The organism is Litoreibacter roseus, assembly GCF_009811795.1.
GTDB classification, from domain to species: domain Bacteria; phylum Pseudomonadota; class Alphaproteobacteria; order Rhodobacterales; family Rhodobacteraceae; genus Litoreibacter; species Litoreibacter roseus.
In genome coordinates, this window is sequence record NZ_BLJE01000002.1 from 961,469 (window position 1) to 977,397 (window position 15,929).

At 56.9% G+C, this 15,929-nt stretch carries 18 protein-coding genes; 13 read left to right on the forward strand and 5 right to left on the reverse strand.

What is annotated here, in order from left to right:
- Nucleotides 1-32: 32 nt before the first annotated feature.
- The 11 genes from cyoE to KIN_RS11805 all read left to right on the forward strand — a co-directional run bounded on the left by cyoE (nucleotide 33) and on the right by KIN_RS11805 (nucleotide 9,992).
- The gene (gene cyoE / locus KIN_RS11755; RefSeq protein ID WP_159807103.1) at nucleotides 33-974 is read left to right on the forward strand and encodes a heme o synthase; all 942 of its coding nucleotides are present in this window, start codon (nucleotides 33-35) and stop codon (nucleotides 972-974) included.
- Nucleotides 974-1,162 carry a cytochrome c oxidase system small membrane protein gene (locus KIN_RS11760; RefSeq protein ID WP_159807105.1) on the forward strand — a complete coding sequence of 63 codons (189 nt, stop codon included), beginning with the start codon at nucleotides 974-976 and terminating at the stop codon, nucleotides 1,160-1,162. The genes cyoE and KIN_RS11760 overlap by 1 nt, the downstream gene beginning before the upstream one ends.
- The gene (locus tag KIN_RS11765; RefSeq protein WP_159807107.1) at nucleotides 1,162-1,743 is read left to right on the forward strand and encodes a cytochrome c oxidase assembly protein; all 582 of its coding nucleotides are present in this window, start codon (nucleotides 1,162-1,164) and stop codon (nucleotides 1,741-1,743) included. Before KIN_RS11760 ends, KIN_RS11765 begins: the two co-directional genes overlap by 1 nt.
- Before the next feature lie 18 nt (nucleotides 1,744-1,761).
- Nucleotides 1,762-2,562, forward strand: a complete 801-nt coding sequence (locus KIN_RS11770; RefSeq protein WP_159807109.1) for a cytochrome c oxidase subunit 3 — start codon at nucleotides 1,762-1,764, stop codon at nucleotides 2,560-2,562.
- A gap of 83 nt (nucleotides 2,563-2,645) precedes the next feature.
- Entirely contained in the window at nucleotides 2,646-3,320 is a 675-nt protein-coding gene (locus tag KIN_RS11775) for an SURF1 family protein (protein ID WP_159807111.1), read from the forward strand.
- Nucleotides 3,321-3,334: 14 nt separating this feature from the next.
- Nucleotides 3,335-4,723: a threonine synthase gene (thrC, locus tag KIN_RS11780; RefSeq protein ID WP_159807113.1), complete on the forward strand. Its 1,389-nt coding sequence runs from the start codon at nucleotides 3,335-3,337 to the stop codon at nucleotides 4,721-4,723.
- Nucleotides 4,720-5,982 (forward strand): M16 family metallopeptidase, encoded by a 1,263-nt coding sequence (locus tag KIN_RS11785; RefSeq protein ID WP_159807115.1) that lies wholly within the window; start codon nucleotides 4,720-4,722, stop codon nucleotides 5,980-5,982. The genes thrC and KIN_RS11785 overlap by 4 nt, the downstream gene beginning before the upstream one ends.
- The gene (locus KIN_RS11790; protein WP_159807117.1) at nucleotides 5,982-6,566 is read left to right on the forward strand and encodes a GNAT family N-acetyltransferase; all 585 of its coding nucleotides are present in this window, start codon (nucleotides 5,982-5,984) and stop codon (nucleotides 6,564-6,566) included. Before KIN_RS11785 ends, KIN_RS11790 begins: the two co-directional genes overlap by 1 nt.
- A gap of 39 nt (nucleotides 6,567-6,605) precedes the next feature.
- The gene (locus KIN_RS11795) at nucleotides 6,606-7,589 is read left to right on the forward strand and encodes a sensor histidine kinase (protein ID WP_159807119.1); all 984 of its coding nucleotides are present in this window, start codon (nucleotides 6,606-6,608) and stop codon (nucleotides 7,587-7,589) included.
- 112 nt (nucleotides 7,590-7,701) lie between these two features.
- A complete protein-coding gene (locus tag KIN_RS11800; RefSeq protein ID WP_159807121.1) occupies nucleotides 7,702-8,532 on the forward strand; it encodes an MBL fold metallo-hydrolase in 831 nt (276 codons plus the stop codon).
- Nucleotides 8,533-8,570: 38 nt separating this feature from the next.
- Complete coding sequence (locus KIN_RS11805; RefSeq protein ID WP_159807123.1) at nucleotides 8,571-9,992, forward strand: FAD-binding oxidoreductase; 1,422 nt, start codon at nucleotides 8,571-8,573, stop codon at nucleotides 9,990-9,992.
- Between the two features lie 146 nt (nucleotides 9,993-10,138).
- Here KIN_RS11805 and KIN_RS11810 read toward each other — a convergent pair whose 3' ends face one another.
- The 3 genes from KIN_RS11810 to KIN_RS11820 are packed head-to-tail and all read right to left on the reverse strand — an operon-like array spanning nucleotide 10,139 to nucleotide 12,232.
- Nucleotides 10,139-10,672, reverse strand: coding sequence for an adenine phosphoribosyltransferase (locus tag KIN_RS11810; RefSeq protein ID WP_159807125.1), 534 nt, complete (start codon nucleotides 10,670-10,672; stop codon nucleotides 10,139-10,141).
- Between the two features lie 3 nt (nucleotides 10,673-10,675).
- Nucleotides 10,676-11,305, reverse strand: a complete 630-nt coding sequence (locus tag KIN_RS11815; RefSeq protein ID WP_159807126.1) for a LysE family translocator — start codon at nucleotides 11,303-11,305, stop codon at nucleotides 10,676-10,678.
- A 48-nt stretch (nucleotides 11,306-11,353) separates the two neighbouring features.
- Nucleotides 11,354-12,232, reverse strand: coding sequence for an S-methyl-5'-thioadenosine phosphorylase (locus KIN_RS11820; RefSeq protein ID WP_159807128.1), 879 nt, complete (start codon nucleotides 12,230-12,232; stop codon nucleotides 11,354-11,356).
- A 277-nt stretch (nucleotides 12,233-12,509) separates the two neighbouring features.
- Here KIN_RS11820 and KIN_RS11825 point away from each other — a divergent pair, with 277 nt between their 5' ends.
- Nucleotides 12,510-14,066 (forward strand): SulP family inorganic anion transporter, encoded by a 1,557-nt coding sequence (locus KIN_RS11825; protein WP_243144929.1) that lies wholly within the window; start codon nucleotides 12,510-12,512, stop codon nucleotides 14,064-14,066.
- Here KIN_RS11825 and KIN_RS11830 read toward each other — a convergent pair.
- Complete coding sequence (locus tag KIN_RS11830; RefSeq protein ID WP_159807130.1) at nucleotides 14,063-14,713, reverse strand: CatB-related O-acetyltransferase; 651 nt, start codon at nucleotides 14,711-14,713, stop codon at nucleotides 14,063-14,065. The genes KIN_RS11825 and KIN_RS11830 overlap by 4 nt on opposite strands.
- 6 nt (nucleotides 14,714-14,719) lie before the next feature.
- Entirely contained in the window at nucleotides 14,720-15,328 is a 609-nt protein-coding gene (locus KIN_RS11835) for a flavin reductase family protein (protein ID WP_159807132.1), read from the reverse strand.
- A gap of 81 nt (nucleotides 15,329-15,409) precedes the next feature.
- Here KIN_RS11835 and KIN_RS11840 point away from each other — a divergent pair, with 81 nt between their 5' ends.
- Nucleotides 15,410-15,901: a GNAT family N-acetyltransferase gene (locus KIN_RS11840; RefSeq protein ID WP_159807134.1), complete on the forward strand. Its 492-nt coding sequence runs from the start codon at nucleotides 15,410-15,412 to the stop codon at nucleotides 15,899-15,901.
- Nucleotides 15,902-15,929 lie beyond the last annotated feature (28 nt).

Genomic DNA, 15,929 nt, shown 5'->3' on the forward strand with positions numbered 1-15,929 from the left:
GCGGGCCTTTCCTCCCTTCTCTTGAGATACTTATGACAGACGCAACCACACAGATTGGCAGCACAGACGGCGAGGCGCAGTTTGGCGACTATATTGCCCTGCTAAAGCCGCGCGTGATGTCCCTCGTGGTTTTCACGGCTGCCGTTGGTGTTTTTGTGGCGCCAACCTTTGTGCATCCGTTCGTTGCGTTCGTTGCGATCCTCTTCATTGCGTTGGGCGGTGGTGCATCGGGCGCGCTTAACATGTGGTACGACCACGACATCGACACCATTATGAAACGGACGCAGCGCAGACCTGTCCCGGCTGGAAAGGTCTCGCCGGGTGAAGCGTTGAGCTTTGGTCTGTGGCTTTCGGCTATATCCGTTGTGATGCTTGGGCTTGCTGCCAACTGGGTTGCCGCTGGCATTCTGGCGTTCACAATCTTCTTCTACGTTGTGATCTACACGATGTGGCTCAAGCGGTGGACTCCACAGAACATCGTGATCGGCGGTGCGGCGGGTGCATTCCCCCCAATGATCGGGTGGGCTGTTGCAACTGGCGGCGTGTCTGTCGAGAGCGTTTTAATGTTCTGCCTCATCTTCCTGTGGACGCCGCCTCATTTCTGGGCCTTGGCGCTGTTTATGAATGAGGATTATTCAAAAGCTGGTGTTCCAATGCTGACGGTCACGCATGGTCGGCGCGAGACTCGTAAACAGATCCTTATTTACACGCTGATCCTTGCGCCCGTTGCGATCGGTACAGCTTTCACATCGGTCGGCGGCGCGATCTATCTGGCGGCCGCTCTCGTGCTCAACGCGCGGTTTGTGATTGGCGCATGGCGCCTTTGGCGGCGGGACGAAGTGGACGCGGAAGGCGACAGCTATTTGGCCGAAAAGAAGTTCTTCCGCCAGTCCTTAGGGTATCTCTTTCTACATTTCGGGGCCTTGCTGCTGCAGGCGGCTTGGGTCAAAGCAGGCATGGGGGTCTGGTTCTGATGGCAATTCGTGTCGAGCATGAAATTCATAACCGTAGGCTTGGTCGCAACGTAGGCGTTGGCATCGTCCTTATCGGATTTGTCGCGATTATCTTCGGCTTGACCATTGTGAAGGTCAGCGGCGGGGCACCAATCGAAGCCTATGACCACACCGTGCGGCATTCCATCACCGTGGAAGACGGTAACTGATGCTGTCTCGTCTGGATCCAAAACAGCGAACACTTGCGCTTTTGGTTGGCATGGTGACGACGATGGGTGCCTTGGCATTTGCATCTGTGCCACTTTATGACTGGTTTTGCCGGGTCACGGGATATGGCGGCACAACGCTTGAGGCCGACGCAGGCTCTGACCTGATCCTTGACCAGACTATCACGGTCCGGTTTGACGGATCACTTGCAAGCGGTATGGGATGGCAGTTCAAGCCAATGCAGCGCGAGATGGAAGTGCGGATCGGTGAGACGGGTTTGGCGTTCTACGAAGCGTACAATCCGACAAACACACCTATCGCCGGATCCGCGTCTTATAACGTGTTCCCCTTCACGGCTGGCGGCTTCTTCACCAAGATCGATTGCTTTTGCTTTGAAGAACAGGTGCTTCAGCCCGGTGAACGGGTACAGATGCCTGTGACATTCTATGTGGACCCGTCCATTGTCGAAGATGCGGATGGAAAGCACATCGAACAGATTACTCTGAGTTATACGTTTTACCAGATTGACTTGCCTGAGCCGCAGGCGTCATTGGTGACACCGAAATCAACAGATATAAACTAAGCCATACGAGGGACCGAAATGGCTCACGCAAAAAATCACGACTATCACATTTTGCCCCCGTCGATTAACCCGCTTCTGGGCGCTATCGGGGCGTTTGTTATGCTATCGGGCGCCGTAATCTGGATGCATGACAGCGGGCCTTGGATGTTCCTCATCGGATTTGCCGCTGTTCTGTACGTCATGTTCAGCTGGTGGTCTGAAGTGGTTGAGGAAAGCCAGCAGGGCGATCATACGCCTGTCGTGCGCCTTGGCCTGCGGTATGGCTTCATTTTCTTCATCATGTCCGAAGTCATGTTCTTTGTGGCGTGGTTCTGGTCATTCTTCAAGCACGCCATGTATCCCATGGGTCCGGACAGCCCGGGCATTGACGGCCAATGGCCACCCGCAGGGATCGAGACGTTCGACCCATGGCACCTGCCTCTGATCAACACGCTGATCCTGTTGTGCTCTGGCGCTGCCGCAACATGGGCGCACCATGCTTTGGTTCATGAGAACAACCGGAAAGACCTGAAGAACGGGCTGATCTTGGCAATTGTTCTCGGCGTCATTTTTACTGGCTTCCAGGCTTACGAATATAGCCATGCCGCGTTCGGCTTCTCCGGCAATATCTATGGCGCGAACTTTTTCATGGCGACCGGTTTTCACGGCTTCCACGTTATCATCGGGACGCTCTTTCTTCTGGTGTGTTTGATCCGCGTCCGAGCCGGCCATTTCACACCCGAAAAGCATGTCGGGTTTGAGGCGGCTGCGTGGTACTGGCACTTCGTGGACGTTGTCTGGCTGTTCCTGTTTGCCACCGTTTATGTCTGGGGCGGCTGACCTTCTGATTTGACGGTTCGCGAGACACTTTGAGTTAGGGATGCGCGGGGCCGGAAAGCCCCGCGCATTTTGATTGGAGAGGCATGCTCAAACGAATGATCATTCCGCTGCTCTTTGGATTGGGGGGCATTGCAATTCTTGTGTCCCTTGGTTTGTGGCAAATCCAGCGCTTGGCGGGGAAGGAAGCGATGCTTGCCGATATCGATGCAAGGATTGTCGGAGACCCGACTGAACTGCCCGCGACTGCAGACCCCGAGCGAGAGCGTTATCTGCCCGTTGCAGCAACCGGAACGATCACGTCTGACGAAGTGCATGTTCTGGTCTCCGTCAAGCGGCGCGGTGCGGGTTACCGCGTGATTTCAGCTTTCGAGACGGACGGGCGGCGGGTTCTTCTGGACCGTGGTTTTATCCCGACAGATCAGAAAGACGCCTCGCGCCCTGCGGTTGAGGCCGAAATTATGGGCAACCTTCACTGGCCCGATGAGATTGACAGCTACACGCCCGAGCCTGATACAACCCGCGACATCTGGTTTGCCCGTGATGTGCCTGCACTCGCGACGGCCCTCGAGGCGGAGCCGCTCCTGATTGTTTTGCGCGAAACGTCGGAGATGAACTCACCCGTGTCGCCCTTGCCTGTCGACACCAGTACGATCCCCAATGATCACTTGCAGTATGCGATCACATGGTTCTCACTCGCCGCGCTTTGGATGGGGATGACACTCTATCTGCTTTGGCGTATCAGGCGTCGGACCATTTAGAGGAACAGGGTTATATGCGCTACGTCTCAACGCGGGGAACCGCACCGGTCTTGAGTTTCGAAGAGGCTATGTTGACGGGGCTGGCGCGTGATGGCGGCCTTTATCTTCCTGAAACGATCCCCACTCTGACGGCAGAAACCATCGCAGGCTTTCGCGGCAAACCCTATGAGGACGTTGCATTCGAAGTAATGCTGCCTTTCATCGGCGATACGTTCACAAATGACGAGTTTCGCGAGATCATCGACGCGGCCTATTCAGGCTTTGGCCACGCGGCGCGCGCGCCTTTGGTACAGTTGGGTTCGAACCATTTTCTGCTCGAGCTGTTTCATGGCCCCACGCTGGCCTTCAAAGATTTCGCAATGCAGCTGATCGGTCAGCTGTTTCAGAAGGCGCTGGCACGATCCGGCCAGCGGGTCACAATTGTAGGTGCGACGTCAGGTGACACCGGATCTGCAGCGATTGAAGCCTTTCGGGGTTTGGACGCAGTGGACGTGTTTATCCTCTTCCCGGACGGGCGTGTCAGCGACGTCCAACGCCGGCAGATGACCACGCCGACCGAAAGCAATGTCCACGCATTGGCCGTTGAGGGCGATTTTGACACCTGTCAGGCCGCCGTAAAAGATATGTTCAATGATTTTGAGTTCCGCGACGGGGTCAGGCTTGCGGGCGTGAACTCGATCAACTGGGCGCGTGTTCTGGCGCAAGTGGTCTACTATTTTACATCTTCTGTTTCGGTAGGCGCGCCGGATCGCGCCGTCAGTTTCACGGTGCCCACTGGCAATTTCGGCGATATTTTCGCGGGCTACATTGCCAAGCAGATGGGGCTTCCCATCGAGAAGCTCGTGATCGCGACAAACCAGAATGATATACTGCATCGGACCTTGCAAACAGGCGCTTATACGACCGAGGGGGTTTTACCCTCAATCAGTCCGTCCATGGACATTCAGGTCAGTTCAAATTTCGAACGGGCCTTGTTCTACGCCTATGACCAGCAAGGCTCAGCGGTAGCCGAACAGATGTCAGCCCTGAAGGACACCGGCGAATTCAAGATATCGCAAGGGGCGTATGAGAACCTCAAGGATACCTATGCGTCTGGTCGGGTCAGCGAAGATGAAACGTCGGCGATGATTGCCCAAGCCAAAGCCAAGATGGGTGAGCTTCTGTGCCCCCACTCCGCAGTGGGCGTTAAGGTCGCGCTCGACCATCAAAGCGCGACACCGATGATTACCCTTGCCACCGCCCACCCGGCGAAATTCCCTGCGGCGGTCGAAGCGGCCTCTGGCCTACATCCGCCATTGCCTGATAGGATGGCAGACCTGCTTGAGCGCGAAGAGCGTATGACCCGGGTTCCCGGTGAGCTTGCCGCCATTCAAAGCATTATTAGAGAGAGGATCGCGCATTGAGCGAGCGACTGCACACTTTGCCCAACGGATTTCGTGTCGTGACCGAGCATATGCCCGGTCTTGAAAGTGCGTCCATCGGGATATGGGTGAATGCAGGCGGTCGGCATGAGCGGATCGAACAGAACGGTATCGCTCATTTCCTGGAGCATATGGCTTTCAAAGGCACCAAGCGGCGTAGCGCCTTGCAGATCGCTGAAGAGATTGAGGACGTGGGTGGCTACATCAACGCCTACACCTCGCGCGAGGTGACAGCTTACTATGCGCGGGTGCTGAAGGATGACGTCCCGCTGGCCTTGGACGTGATTGCCGATATCTTGCGGAATCCGGTCTTCGATCCACGTGAAATCGAGGTGGAGCGGGGCGTCATCCTGCAAGAGATCGGGCAATCCCTCGACACGCCGGACGACGTTGTTTTTGACTGGCTGCAAGAGGCGGCATATCCGGGCCAGCCTATTGGGCGCACAATACTTGGCCCCAGCGAGCGGGTCTCCAGTTTTTCGCGCGACGATCTCGCAGGCTTCGTGGCAGAGCACTACGGGGCCGGACAGTTGGTCCTGTCGGCAGCGGGCGCGGTCGATCACGACAAGATTGTCAGGATGGCGGAGGATCTGTTTGGCGACATGGGGGCTTCCGCGCCCACCGATGCGGTTCAGGCGGCCTTCGCCAGCGGCGAGAGGCGCGAGTTGAAATCACTTGAGCAGGCCCATTTCACCATGGCGCTTGAAGCGCCGGGCTACCGCGAAGATGCATTTTACGCGGCTCAGGTTTTTGCGACAGCATTCGGTGGCGGCATGTCCTCCCGGCTGTTTCAGGAGGCGCGCGAAAAGCGCGGACTTTGCTATACGATCTTTTCGCAGGTGGGCAGCTATTCGGACACCGGTCTTCTGACAATCTACGCTGGAACCTCTGGTGAAGACATTGCAGGGCTGGCAGATTTGACCGTCGACGAATTGAAGCGCGCAGCAGGTGACATGTCCACCGAAGAGGTTGCACGAGCCCGCGCACAACTGAAGGCTGGATTGTTGATGGGACTGGAAAGCCCATCCAGTCGCGCCGAACGCTTGGCACGCCTGATTGGCATCTGGGGTCGTGTTCCGCCTTTGTCGGAGACCATCGAGAAGATCGACGCCGTTGATACACCGATGGTTCGCGGGTTTGCAGAAGGACTGGCCAGCAGCGGTCAGGCCGCGATGGCATTGTACGGCCCGGTCGACAAAGCGCCCGATCTGGAGGCTATGACCCGCAGATTAGCCGCCTGATGTTGCTGGCACGGCGCAAACTTCGGATCGTGACGGAGCGGATGACGTTGCGCCCGCCGCAGCACGGAGATTTCCGCGCTTGGTCGCAGCTTCGCGCCGAAAGCAACGAGTTTCTTGTCCCATGGGAGCCCAGCTGGGCCGGCGATCATCTGACCCGGAAGAGCTTCACCAATCGGGTTTACTGGGCGCAGCGGTCATTGGGGAACGGCAACGCGATCCCGGCTTTCATGGAACGGCGTGAGGATGGTGCCCTTTTGGGGGCGATCACGCTCGACAATATTCGCCGTGGCCCGGCGCAGGCAGGAACTCTGGGCTATTGGATCGGCAAGAGATATGCCCGCCAAGGCTATATGCGCGAAGCGATCGAGGCCTTGGTGCACTACGCATTCACAACGCTTGATCTCAGCCGGATCGAAGCGGCTTGCCTGCCGGAAAACACGCCCTCACGCGGAGTTCTTGAGAAATCCGGTTTCAAATATGAAGGTGTCGCGCAAAGCTATCTTCAGATTAACGGAAGATGGCGCAACCATGTGCTCTACGCTAACTTGCGCGCGGACCGCCGGGGGAAATCCAGCGCGCTTTAGGGGAAAGTGCAATATTTGAGGAAGAACGGAAGCTTCGGTTTGGCCCATATTTTTGAAAACGATTTTGAGGATTTCTTTGAAAAAACGGCGCAGATTGCGCCGACCATCCTGTACGTGTTCGATCTCAAATTGATGGAAAACGTATGGATCAACCGCTCCATATTCGGGATGCTGGGATATACGACGGATGACATCGCGGCCATGGGCGAAGATATCTTGCAAGACCTCATGCATCCTGAAGATTGGGACAGATATCCCGAGCATTTCGAGAAGCTACTGGGTCTCAAATCTGACGAGAGAGCATCGTTTGATTATCGAATGCGCCGGAAAGACGGTGGATGGTGCTGGCTCAACTCCGTTGAGATGGTTTACGCGCGCGATGGGACCGGCGGCGTGCAATCCGTAATAGGCGCCGCGCAAGACATCACCGAGGCCAGAGAACGGGAAGAGCGTATTCGTCTGCTAATGCGCGAGATGAACCACCGCGTGAAGAACCTTTTCAGCGTCGTGAGCGCATTGATCATGCTATCCTCCCGTCGCGAAACGGATGTGAAGTCCGCCATGAAGAAACTGGGTGCGCGTGTCGCATCCTTGGCCCGTGTCCATGACGTGTCTCGCGGCCAGGACGACCCCAGCGATAATGCCATCCAAAGTTTGATCCGAGAGGTTTTGACACCGTTTGACATCAACAAACACGTGGCGGTTCAGGGGGATAATCCAGAGCTCGAGTGGCGCCACCTTACACCGCTTTGCCTCATCCTTCATGAGTTGGCGACCAATGCGATCAAGCATGGCGCTCTGGGGCATGTCGACGGTCGGATCTTGATAACTGTCAAGACAAGCGAGCGCGACCTGTCGGTCATCTGGCATGAGCACAATCCGAAGGCCTTAGGCGTACCAGTGAAATCGGAGGACGGATTTGGTTCGGTCCTGATTGATCGGTCCACCGCGCAGTTAGGGGGCGAGTTCACACAGGACTGGGATCACGATGGTCTACGCGCTGCCTTGTCTTTCAGCATTTGAAGTATTCCCTTTGATTTCGCCGCTAAGGCTGTCCGAAAATACGTCCAAGAACCATTTTGTGATTTGAGATACGGGTCCACGCATTTACCTTGCGTCATGCAGGAGGTGCCCGATGATCCGATTTATAGCAGTCTTTCTTCTTTTAGTCGTGGCGGCACCGTCGGCTGCGCAAGATCGCAGACCCAGTCACTGCATTGCACTGGTCGAGAATGAGCCGGGGTTTACCTACCTGCATCAGGCCTCATGGCAGGCGCCGTTGGAAGCAAACACCATCCGGCTGAGCTATGTGGATCACGCTACCTTTATTCTGCAGACAGAAGGTGGCTTAAGTGTCGCAACGGATTACACGGGTTTTCTGGGTGTTGTTGATTTCGTGCCGACCGTGGCGACTATGAACCACGCCCACAGCAGCCATTGGACCACGCGCCCTGATCCGCGCATTCCCCATGTGCTGCCCGGGTGGAATGATGCAGGTGGTCCGGTCGATCATCATCTTGATCTCGGCGAAATGCTTGTCCGCAATGTGCCAACGGACATCCGCAGTCGCTATGGCGCAGGTATCGAAGAGGATGGAAATTCCATCTTTGTGTTTGAGGTGGCGGGCCTATGTATCGGACATCTGGGACACCTTCACCATGAACCCGATGCGGCTCAGTACGCAGCGTTGGGGCGACTTGATGTCGTGATGGCGGCCGTTGACGGCGGGCTGACTCTCGATCTCCCAACGATGATGCGGGTTTTGAACCGGCTGAAATCCTCGGTCGTTATTCCGATGCATTGGTTTGCTCAGTCCTCGTTGGAGCGGTTTCTGGGGGGCATGTCTGATGACTTCAATATCGTGCGCACCGGCGAAAGTTCCATGACCGTGTCGCTGCGCACTCTTCCGTCGGAACCGACGATAATGGTCCTGCAGCCCGCCTATCTGCGTGAGCCAGAAGAATAGACGTTTCGCTCTGTGGATCGGACGGCCATAAACGGCGCATGCTAAACTCCGTCACCGATGACTTTCGCCAGCATCTAAGATCGCTTCTTCCGGACGCGGCTTTTCGTGAATTAACCGATGCCTATCTGAAAGAGCCGCGCGGGCGTTACGCTGCGGGCGATGGGTTTCTTGTGGCGCCGGATAGCGTCGATCAGGTCAGTCGCATCATGCGGGCCTGCAGTAACGGACGCGTATCTGTGGTGCCCTACGGGGGTGGCACCGGGCTGGTTGGTGGTCAAATCGCGTCCAAGAATGTGACGCCCGTGATCCTGTCCCTCGAGCGGATGACACGGATCCGCGATATCTCTCCCATCGACAACGTGGCAGTTGTAGAGGCTGGAGCCATTCTTCAATCCGTTCAGGAAGCAGCGCAGGACGCGGATCGGCTGTTTCCCCTGTCGCTCGCATCCGAAGGCTCAGCCCGCATCGGTGGCCTCTTGGCGACCAATGCAGGCGGCGTGAATACGCTGCGCTACGGAAATGCCCGTGATCTTTGCCTTGGGTTGGAGGTCGTGTTGGCAGATGGCACGATCGTCAATGGCCTCAGTCGCTTGCGCAAGAACAACACAGGTTACGACCTGCGGCATCTGATGATCGGTGCGGAAGGCTCGCTTGGTATCATCACCGCTGCGTCCTTGAAGCTTTTCCCTCAGCCGGCGGGAAGCGCAACCGCGATGATGGTTGTAAAGGACCCTCAGGCTGCTCTCGGGCTTCTGGCGCTGGCGGGTTCCCGACTTGGCGGGCAAATATCTGCGTTTGAGTTGATCAGCCGCGTTGGTCTTGATTTCCTTGCGGAGGTTGGCCCCGACATAAAGACCCCCTTCGCTGAGACGCCTGAATGGATGGTACTGCTGGATGTTGGTACATTCGCTGGCGTCGATCCGGAAACGGCCCTTGAGGATTTGTTCGTCAAAGCATCAGAGGACGGGATGGTCAGCGACGGTGTCATTGCGCAGTCCGAGGGGCAACGGGCAGAGTTCTGGGCGATCCGCGAGAGCATCCCGGAGGCGAACCGGCGTATCGGGTCGGTCTCGTCCCATGACATCTCGGTGCCCATCGCACGTATCCCCGATTTTATCGACGAGGCGCCGGGGCGTTTGGCCATGATTGGACAGTTTCGTATCAACTGCTTCGGTCACATGGGGGATGGCAACCTCCACTACAACGTTTTCCCAATGCCCGGAAAATCACGTGAAGATCATCAGTCGGACCGTGCGGAAATTAAACGTGTGGTTCACGACCTCACCCACGAAATGGAAGGCTCAATCTCTGCCGAACACGGCATCGGGCGGCTGAAGGTCGATGATCTGATCACCTACGGCGATCCCGGAAAGCTGGCCGCGATGAGGTTGATCAAAGATGCCCTTGATCCGCTTGGAATACTGAACCCGGGCGCTGTTCTTGCTCAGCCTGACCATTAAAAAGGGAAGCCCCGTCTCTTTTGGGGAAGAGACGGGGCAAGGGGAATGAGACAGTGCTTTTGCGGGAAGGTGCTCTGCTCGCGTTCAGATTATGTCAACGGAGGTTAACAAAGCGTTAATACACGTACAGGTTGTATTATTTTCTTTCACTCTCCAGAAAAACTGGTCAATGCATGGACATCCATGCCAAGTTTCTCCAGAACGGCGCGACCTCCAAGGTCTGGCAAATCAATGATGAACGCGCAGCCAATGACCTCTGCGCCCAGCTTTTCGATCAGCTTGATGCCCGCTTCCGCTGTGCCGCCAGTTGCCAGCAGGTCATCGACCAGAAGCACTTTCTCCCCCGCACTCAAACTGTCGTCGTGGATCTCCATCGTCGCCTCGCCGTATTCCAGCTTGTAGTCCTGCGCGATGGTCTGCCCCGGCAGCTTGCCCGCTTTGCGGATCGGAACAAAGCCGACGGAAAGCTGGTGCGCAATGGCACCTCCTAAGATGAAACCGCGGGCTTCCAGCCCGACCACCTTGTCGAACCGTTTGCCCGCATAAGGATGCAGAAGCTGGTCGATTGCCATGCGGAACCCGCGTGGATCGAGAAACAGCGTAGTGACGTCCCGGAACATGATCCCCTCATGGGGGAAGTCGGGAATGGTGCGGATGTAGTCTTTGATGTTTATAGACATAGGTCAGCCTTGCCCCCGGCGTAACGTCGCGGTGGCGAGCCCCATGGCGATGAGGGTGCCGCCCCCGGCGCGGGTTATCCAGCGCAAGACAGCCGGTCGCGTGATCTGGCTGCGTAACTTGTCGGCCATCAGCGCGTAGGCCAGCGCATTTAGGGTCGCGATCGTCACAAAAGTTGCGATGAGGATTGCAAATTGCGGCAGCAATGCTGCGTCGGGTCGAACGAATTGCGGTACGAATGCGATAAAGAATGCGATGGATTTGGGGTTTAGCGCGGTGACCGTTGTGGCATGCCAAAAGGTGTTGCGCGCGCTGGCCTGTGTGACCGCCCCGATATCCGCGGTTGCAGATCCGGCGCTCCGTAACAGTTTTACGCCGAGATACACAAGATAGGCGGCACCGGCCCATTTCAAAACAGCAAACGCGGTGGCTGAGGTCAGAACCAACGTGCCCAGACCAGCGAGTGATGCCGTCATCGCAATAAGATCCCCCAATGCAACCCCGGCCGCTGTTGAGACAGCGACCTTGCGCCCTTGGCTCAGCGCATAGCTGAGGACCACAAGAACCGTCGGACCCGGTATGAGAACAAGCATTGTTGATGCGGCAACAAATGTCAGCCAGAGGCTGATATCCATAATCTTTCCTTCCGTGATTGAATTCCCGTTTGCGGTTTGACCGTTGTCTTACCCGTTCAGCACGCGCCCCGCGACCGCATCTAGTTTTGCAACCAGCTCAGGATCTCTGTGGGGGGCTTGTGTCAAAATTGCGTACTCGAGCGCACGATCACAGCCATGGGGGCATGGCTCGCGTGTTCTCCCAAGCAATCCGGGCAATTGGCTCACCAAAGTGCGCGCCTTCTGTGCGTTTCCGGTGAGGGTGCGTATAATGTCCATTACATCGACTTCACCGTGGTCTGGGTGCCAACTGTCGTAGTCGGTGATCATCGCGACGGAGGCGTAGCAAAGCTCCGCCTCGCGGGCGAGCTTAGCTTCCGGCATATTGGTCATCCCGATCACGTCTGCGCCCCAGACTTCACGGTACATCTTGGATTCGGCCAGTGTTGAAAACTGCGGGCCTTCCATCGCCAGGTATGTGCCGCCCTGATGCACGTTTATACCTGCCGTCTGAGCCGCTTCGTGACAAGCCTTGCCCAATCTGGGACAGGTCGGATGCGCCACTGAGACATGAGCCACGCATCCGGTGCCAAAGAACGATTTGTCTCGTGCAAATGTCCGGTCGATGAACTGGTCGATTACAACGAAATCGCCCGGCGCCATCTCTTCGCGAAACGATCCGCAGGCGCTGACGCTGATCAAATCCGTGACGCCCACGCGCTTCAGGGCATCTATGTTGGCACGGTAAGGGACCGTCGAAGGGCTTAGGGTATGCCCGCGCCCATGACGAGGTAAAAACACCATCTTTACGCCATCAAGAACGCCGCTCAGCACCTGATCTGACGGCTCACCCCAGGGGGTCGTGATGGTTTGCCATGTCGGGTTTTCCAGGCCGTCGATATCGTAAACACCTGATCCACCGATCACGCCGATCACCGTCTCGCCCATATGCGCTGTTCCTCATCATCCAGTCCGGTTGCTGCGACTGTGGCCGATTCAGATGCAAAAGAAAATCCAAGGGAATTCGCTTTTGGTTAATCGCGCGCGGTTACGTCCCGTGCGGAAGGCCAAATAGGTCTCGCAATCGGGATGGAATATGATATTCGGGCGCAATCCACTGTTATTTTCAAAAAACAATCCAGGATTATCCGTGAAACGCACCCTGATGGCGGCGCTGGCCAATAACACAATTCTGAATGACCTCAACCTCGCCCCGGGTGCACCCATGGGCATTGCGCGGTGGCGGATCGAGATCCTGTCCGGCCTAACGGTTGCACTGGCCTTGGTCCCAGAGGCGGTCGCCTTTGCATTCGTTGCGGGGGTCGAGCCTCTGGTTGGTCTCTATGCGGCTTTCATCGTGGGGTTGATCACAGCCCTGATTGGCGGGCGTCCCGGCATGATTTCCGGTGCGACTGGCGCGCTGGCTGTCGTAATGGTCGCATTGGTTGCAGAGCATGGAGTTGAGTATCTCTTTGCCACGGTCGTGCTGATGGGCATCATCCAGATCGGCGCTGGTATTTTTAAGCTCGGTAAGTTCATCCGACTGGTGCCTCATCCGGTAATGCTTGGGTTCGTCAACGGGCTGGCGATCGTCATTTTCCTCGCACAGCTTGGTCAATTCCAGCAGCCTGGAACCGCCGAAAGCGCGGGTCATGGCATGGCAAACGGCGAATGGTTGTCAGGTTGGCCGCTGATCCTGATGCTGGGCTTCACGGCATTGACCATGGTTATCATCTGGGCAACGCCCCGTTTGACCAATGCGATACCGGCACCGCTGGCCGGGATCGGCGTCGTGGCCCTGATCGTCATTGCCTTTGGTATCGATGTGCCGGTCGTCGGTGATCTGGCCTCCATCGAGGGCGGGCTGCCGCCGTTTCATCTTCCCATGGTGCCGCTGAATTTCGAGACCTTCGAGATCATTCTGCCCTACGCGCTGATCCTTGCTGCAATTGGTTTGATTGAAAGCCTGCTGACCCTGAACCTCGTGGGCGAGATCAAAAACGAGCGGGGCGGGGCCTCTCAGGAATGTGTTGCCCAAGGGATCGCCAACACTGTGACTGGCTTCTTCGGTGGAATGGGGGGCTGTGCCATGATCGGGCAGTCTATGATCAACGTGAAATCAGGCGGCCGCACGCGGGTGTCTGGCGTTGCTGCGGCGCTGTTTCTTTTGGCATTCATTCTCGTCGCCGCACCTTTGATCGAACAGATCCCGCTGGCCGCCTTGGTTGGCGTCATGTTCATGGTCGTTATCGGAACATTTGCATGGAACAGCTTCAACATCATGCGCCGCGTTCCACGCATGGACGCTTTCGTTATCGTTCTCGTTACCATAACGACCGTGATGTATGATCTGGCCATTGCTGTTGTCGTGGGGGTGATTGTGTCCGCGCTGGCCTACGCCTGGAACAACGCGCGCCGTATCCATGCCAAAACCTATGAGACGCCTGAAGGTGCAAAGGTTTATCAGGTGCAAGGGCCGTTGTTCTTCGGCTCTGCTGAAGGGTTCGGTGAATTGTTTACTCCTGCCGACGACCCTTCGCTTGTCGTAATTGATTTCGCGGACAGCCGTGTGGTTGACCAATCGGCCCTTCAAGCGATCGAGGCTATTGCCGAGAAATACAAGGGCCATGGAAAGCAAATTCAATTGCGACACCTGAGCCGGGACTGCCATCAACTGCTGACAAAGGCCGGACAGTTGATGATCGACAGTGACGATGATCCGGACTACGCGCTGGCGGTGAATTACACGGTGAAGACGGGCATACTTGCGGGTGGACATTAGCCCGCCACAAATGCCTCCAGAGCGCTTAAGTCTGACGCCATAAGGGCTGATCTTGCCGCCGCAACTTGATCAGCACTCCAATCCCACCAGGCAAGACGGTTCAGAATGTCGATTTCATCCGATGGGAACCGGAGACGCAGAACTGTCGCAGGGTTGCCAGTGACGATCGCGTAATCCGGGATTGTCCCCCGCACAACGGACCCGGCCCCTACGATAACCCCGTTGCCAATTCTGGCCCCGGGCATGACCAGCGCTCCATATCCGAGCCAAACGTCGTGGCCTATGACCGTGTCGCGCGTATCCGGTCTGAAGTTCATCATTTCAGCGGGATCGAACACCGGGAACGGGTATGTCGTGACGCCATCAACCGCATGGTTTGCCGACGCGGTAATAAACCTGACACCGTGGGCGATCTGGCAGTATCGCCCGATACGCAGGATCTCGCGCGAACCGGGGAAAAGATAAGGGGCGAGCCTACCCGCGAAATCAGCGGGATCCGTCGGTGGATCGAAGTCAGAGGCGTACGTGTAGTCCCCCACCACGAAGTTCGGATTGCGTAAAACCCGGTTCAGATGAACCGTGCCGCCATGACGCGTGCCGTCGGGCAACGTGATTGGATGGGTGCTCAAGGCGTCAGGAAACAGCACGGATGTCTACTCACCGGGTCGCTTAAGGGAAAAGAGTTCCGTCACGCGCGTATAGTCCCGATATCCCAGCCGGGCGAGCGGCTGGTAGGTCGAGACGTCAAAATGACCGTCTTCATTCAGACAGTTGTCTCGGATATGAATGCCTGTCACCTCACCGAAAACGGCGAAGTTTGCGGCGCCCGGCAGTTGAACAATCTGGGTCAGTTTGCATTCAAGGTTTGCCGGCGCGCCTGCTACGCGGGAACATGGGATCGTCTCACATGGCGCACGTTCGACTCCCGCTTTCTCGAATTCATCGACCTCGCGGCCATAGTCGCCGGATGTCTCGTTCATCACATCTCGCATGGCGTATTCGACGATATTTACACAGAACACCCCGGTGTCACGGATATTGCCAACGCTGTCCTTGGTGCCGTCGCGGTCGTCCTTCATGGACGTCGAGGCAAACATCACTTGTGGGGGAACGTAGGCCACCGCATTGAAGAAAGAGTAGGGCGCAAGGTTCTCCGTCCCATCTGATCCCCGGGTTGAAATCCAGCCGATGGGGCGGGGGGACACGATGGCGTTGAAGGGATTGTGGGGCAGGCCGTGACCTGCCTCTGGGGTATAAAACATGAGCCGTTTCCTTGCTGGTTTGCCCAAGACGTACCTGCATGTTACGCCGCCTGAAAGTGAAATTCCGGATGGACGGGGCCGGTGAGACTGAAGCAAGAGACACCTGATGACTGGTGGGAGGTCGAAGCGCTCTTCGATCTGTGCTTTGCGCCGGGGCGCACGGCGTTGTCATCCTATAGGTTGCGCGACAACACCGAGCCTTTGCGCGCGCTTTCGACAATTGCGCGGGATGCGCAAAACACGCTCGCAGGTGCCATTCGGTTCTGGCCAGTTAAGGTCGGGAACCATGATGCGCTACTTTTAGGGCCGATTGCGGTGCACCCAACTCATCAGGGTGAAGGGTTGGGCGCCGCGCTGATCGAAGACGGGCTGTCATCCGCGAAATCCGCTGGGTGGAAGCGCACATTGCTGGTGGGCGATGCGCCGTATTATCAGAAATTCGGCTTCGAGATATTGCCCCATGTCGTGATGCCGCCACCCACCAACCCGGACCGCGTGTTGGGGGCGGGGGCCTGGACTGGCGTTGCGGGGCCAGTCACTCCATGGCCCGAAAAGACCGGCGGGCAAACTTGAAATTCCCTCGGGTCAGGCGCATCTTTTG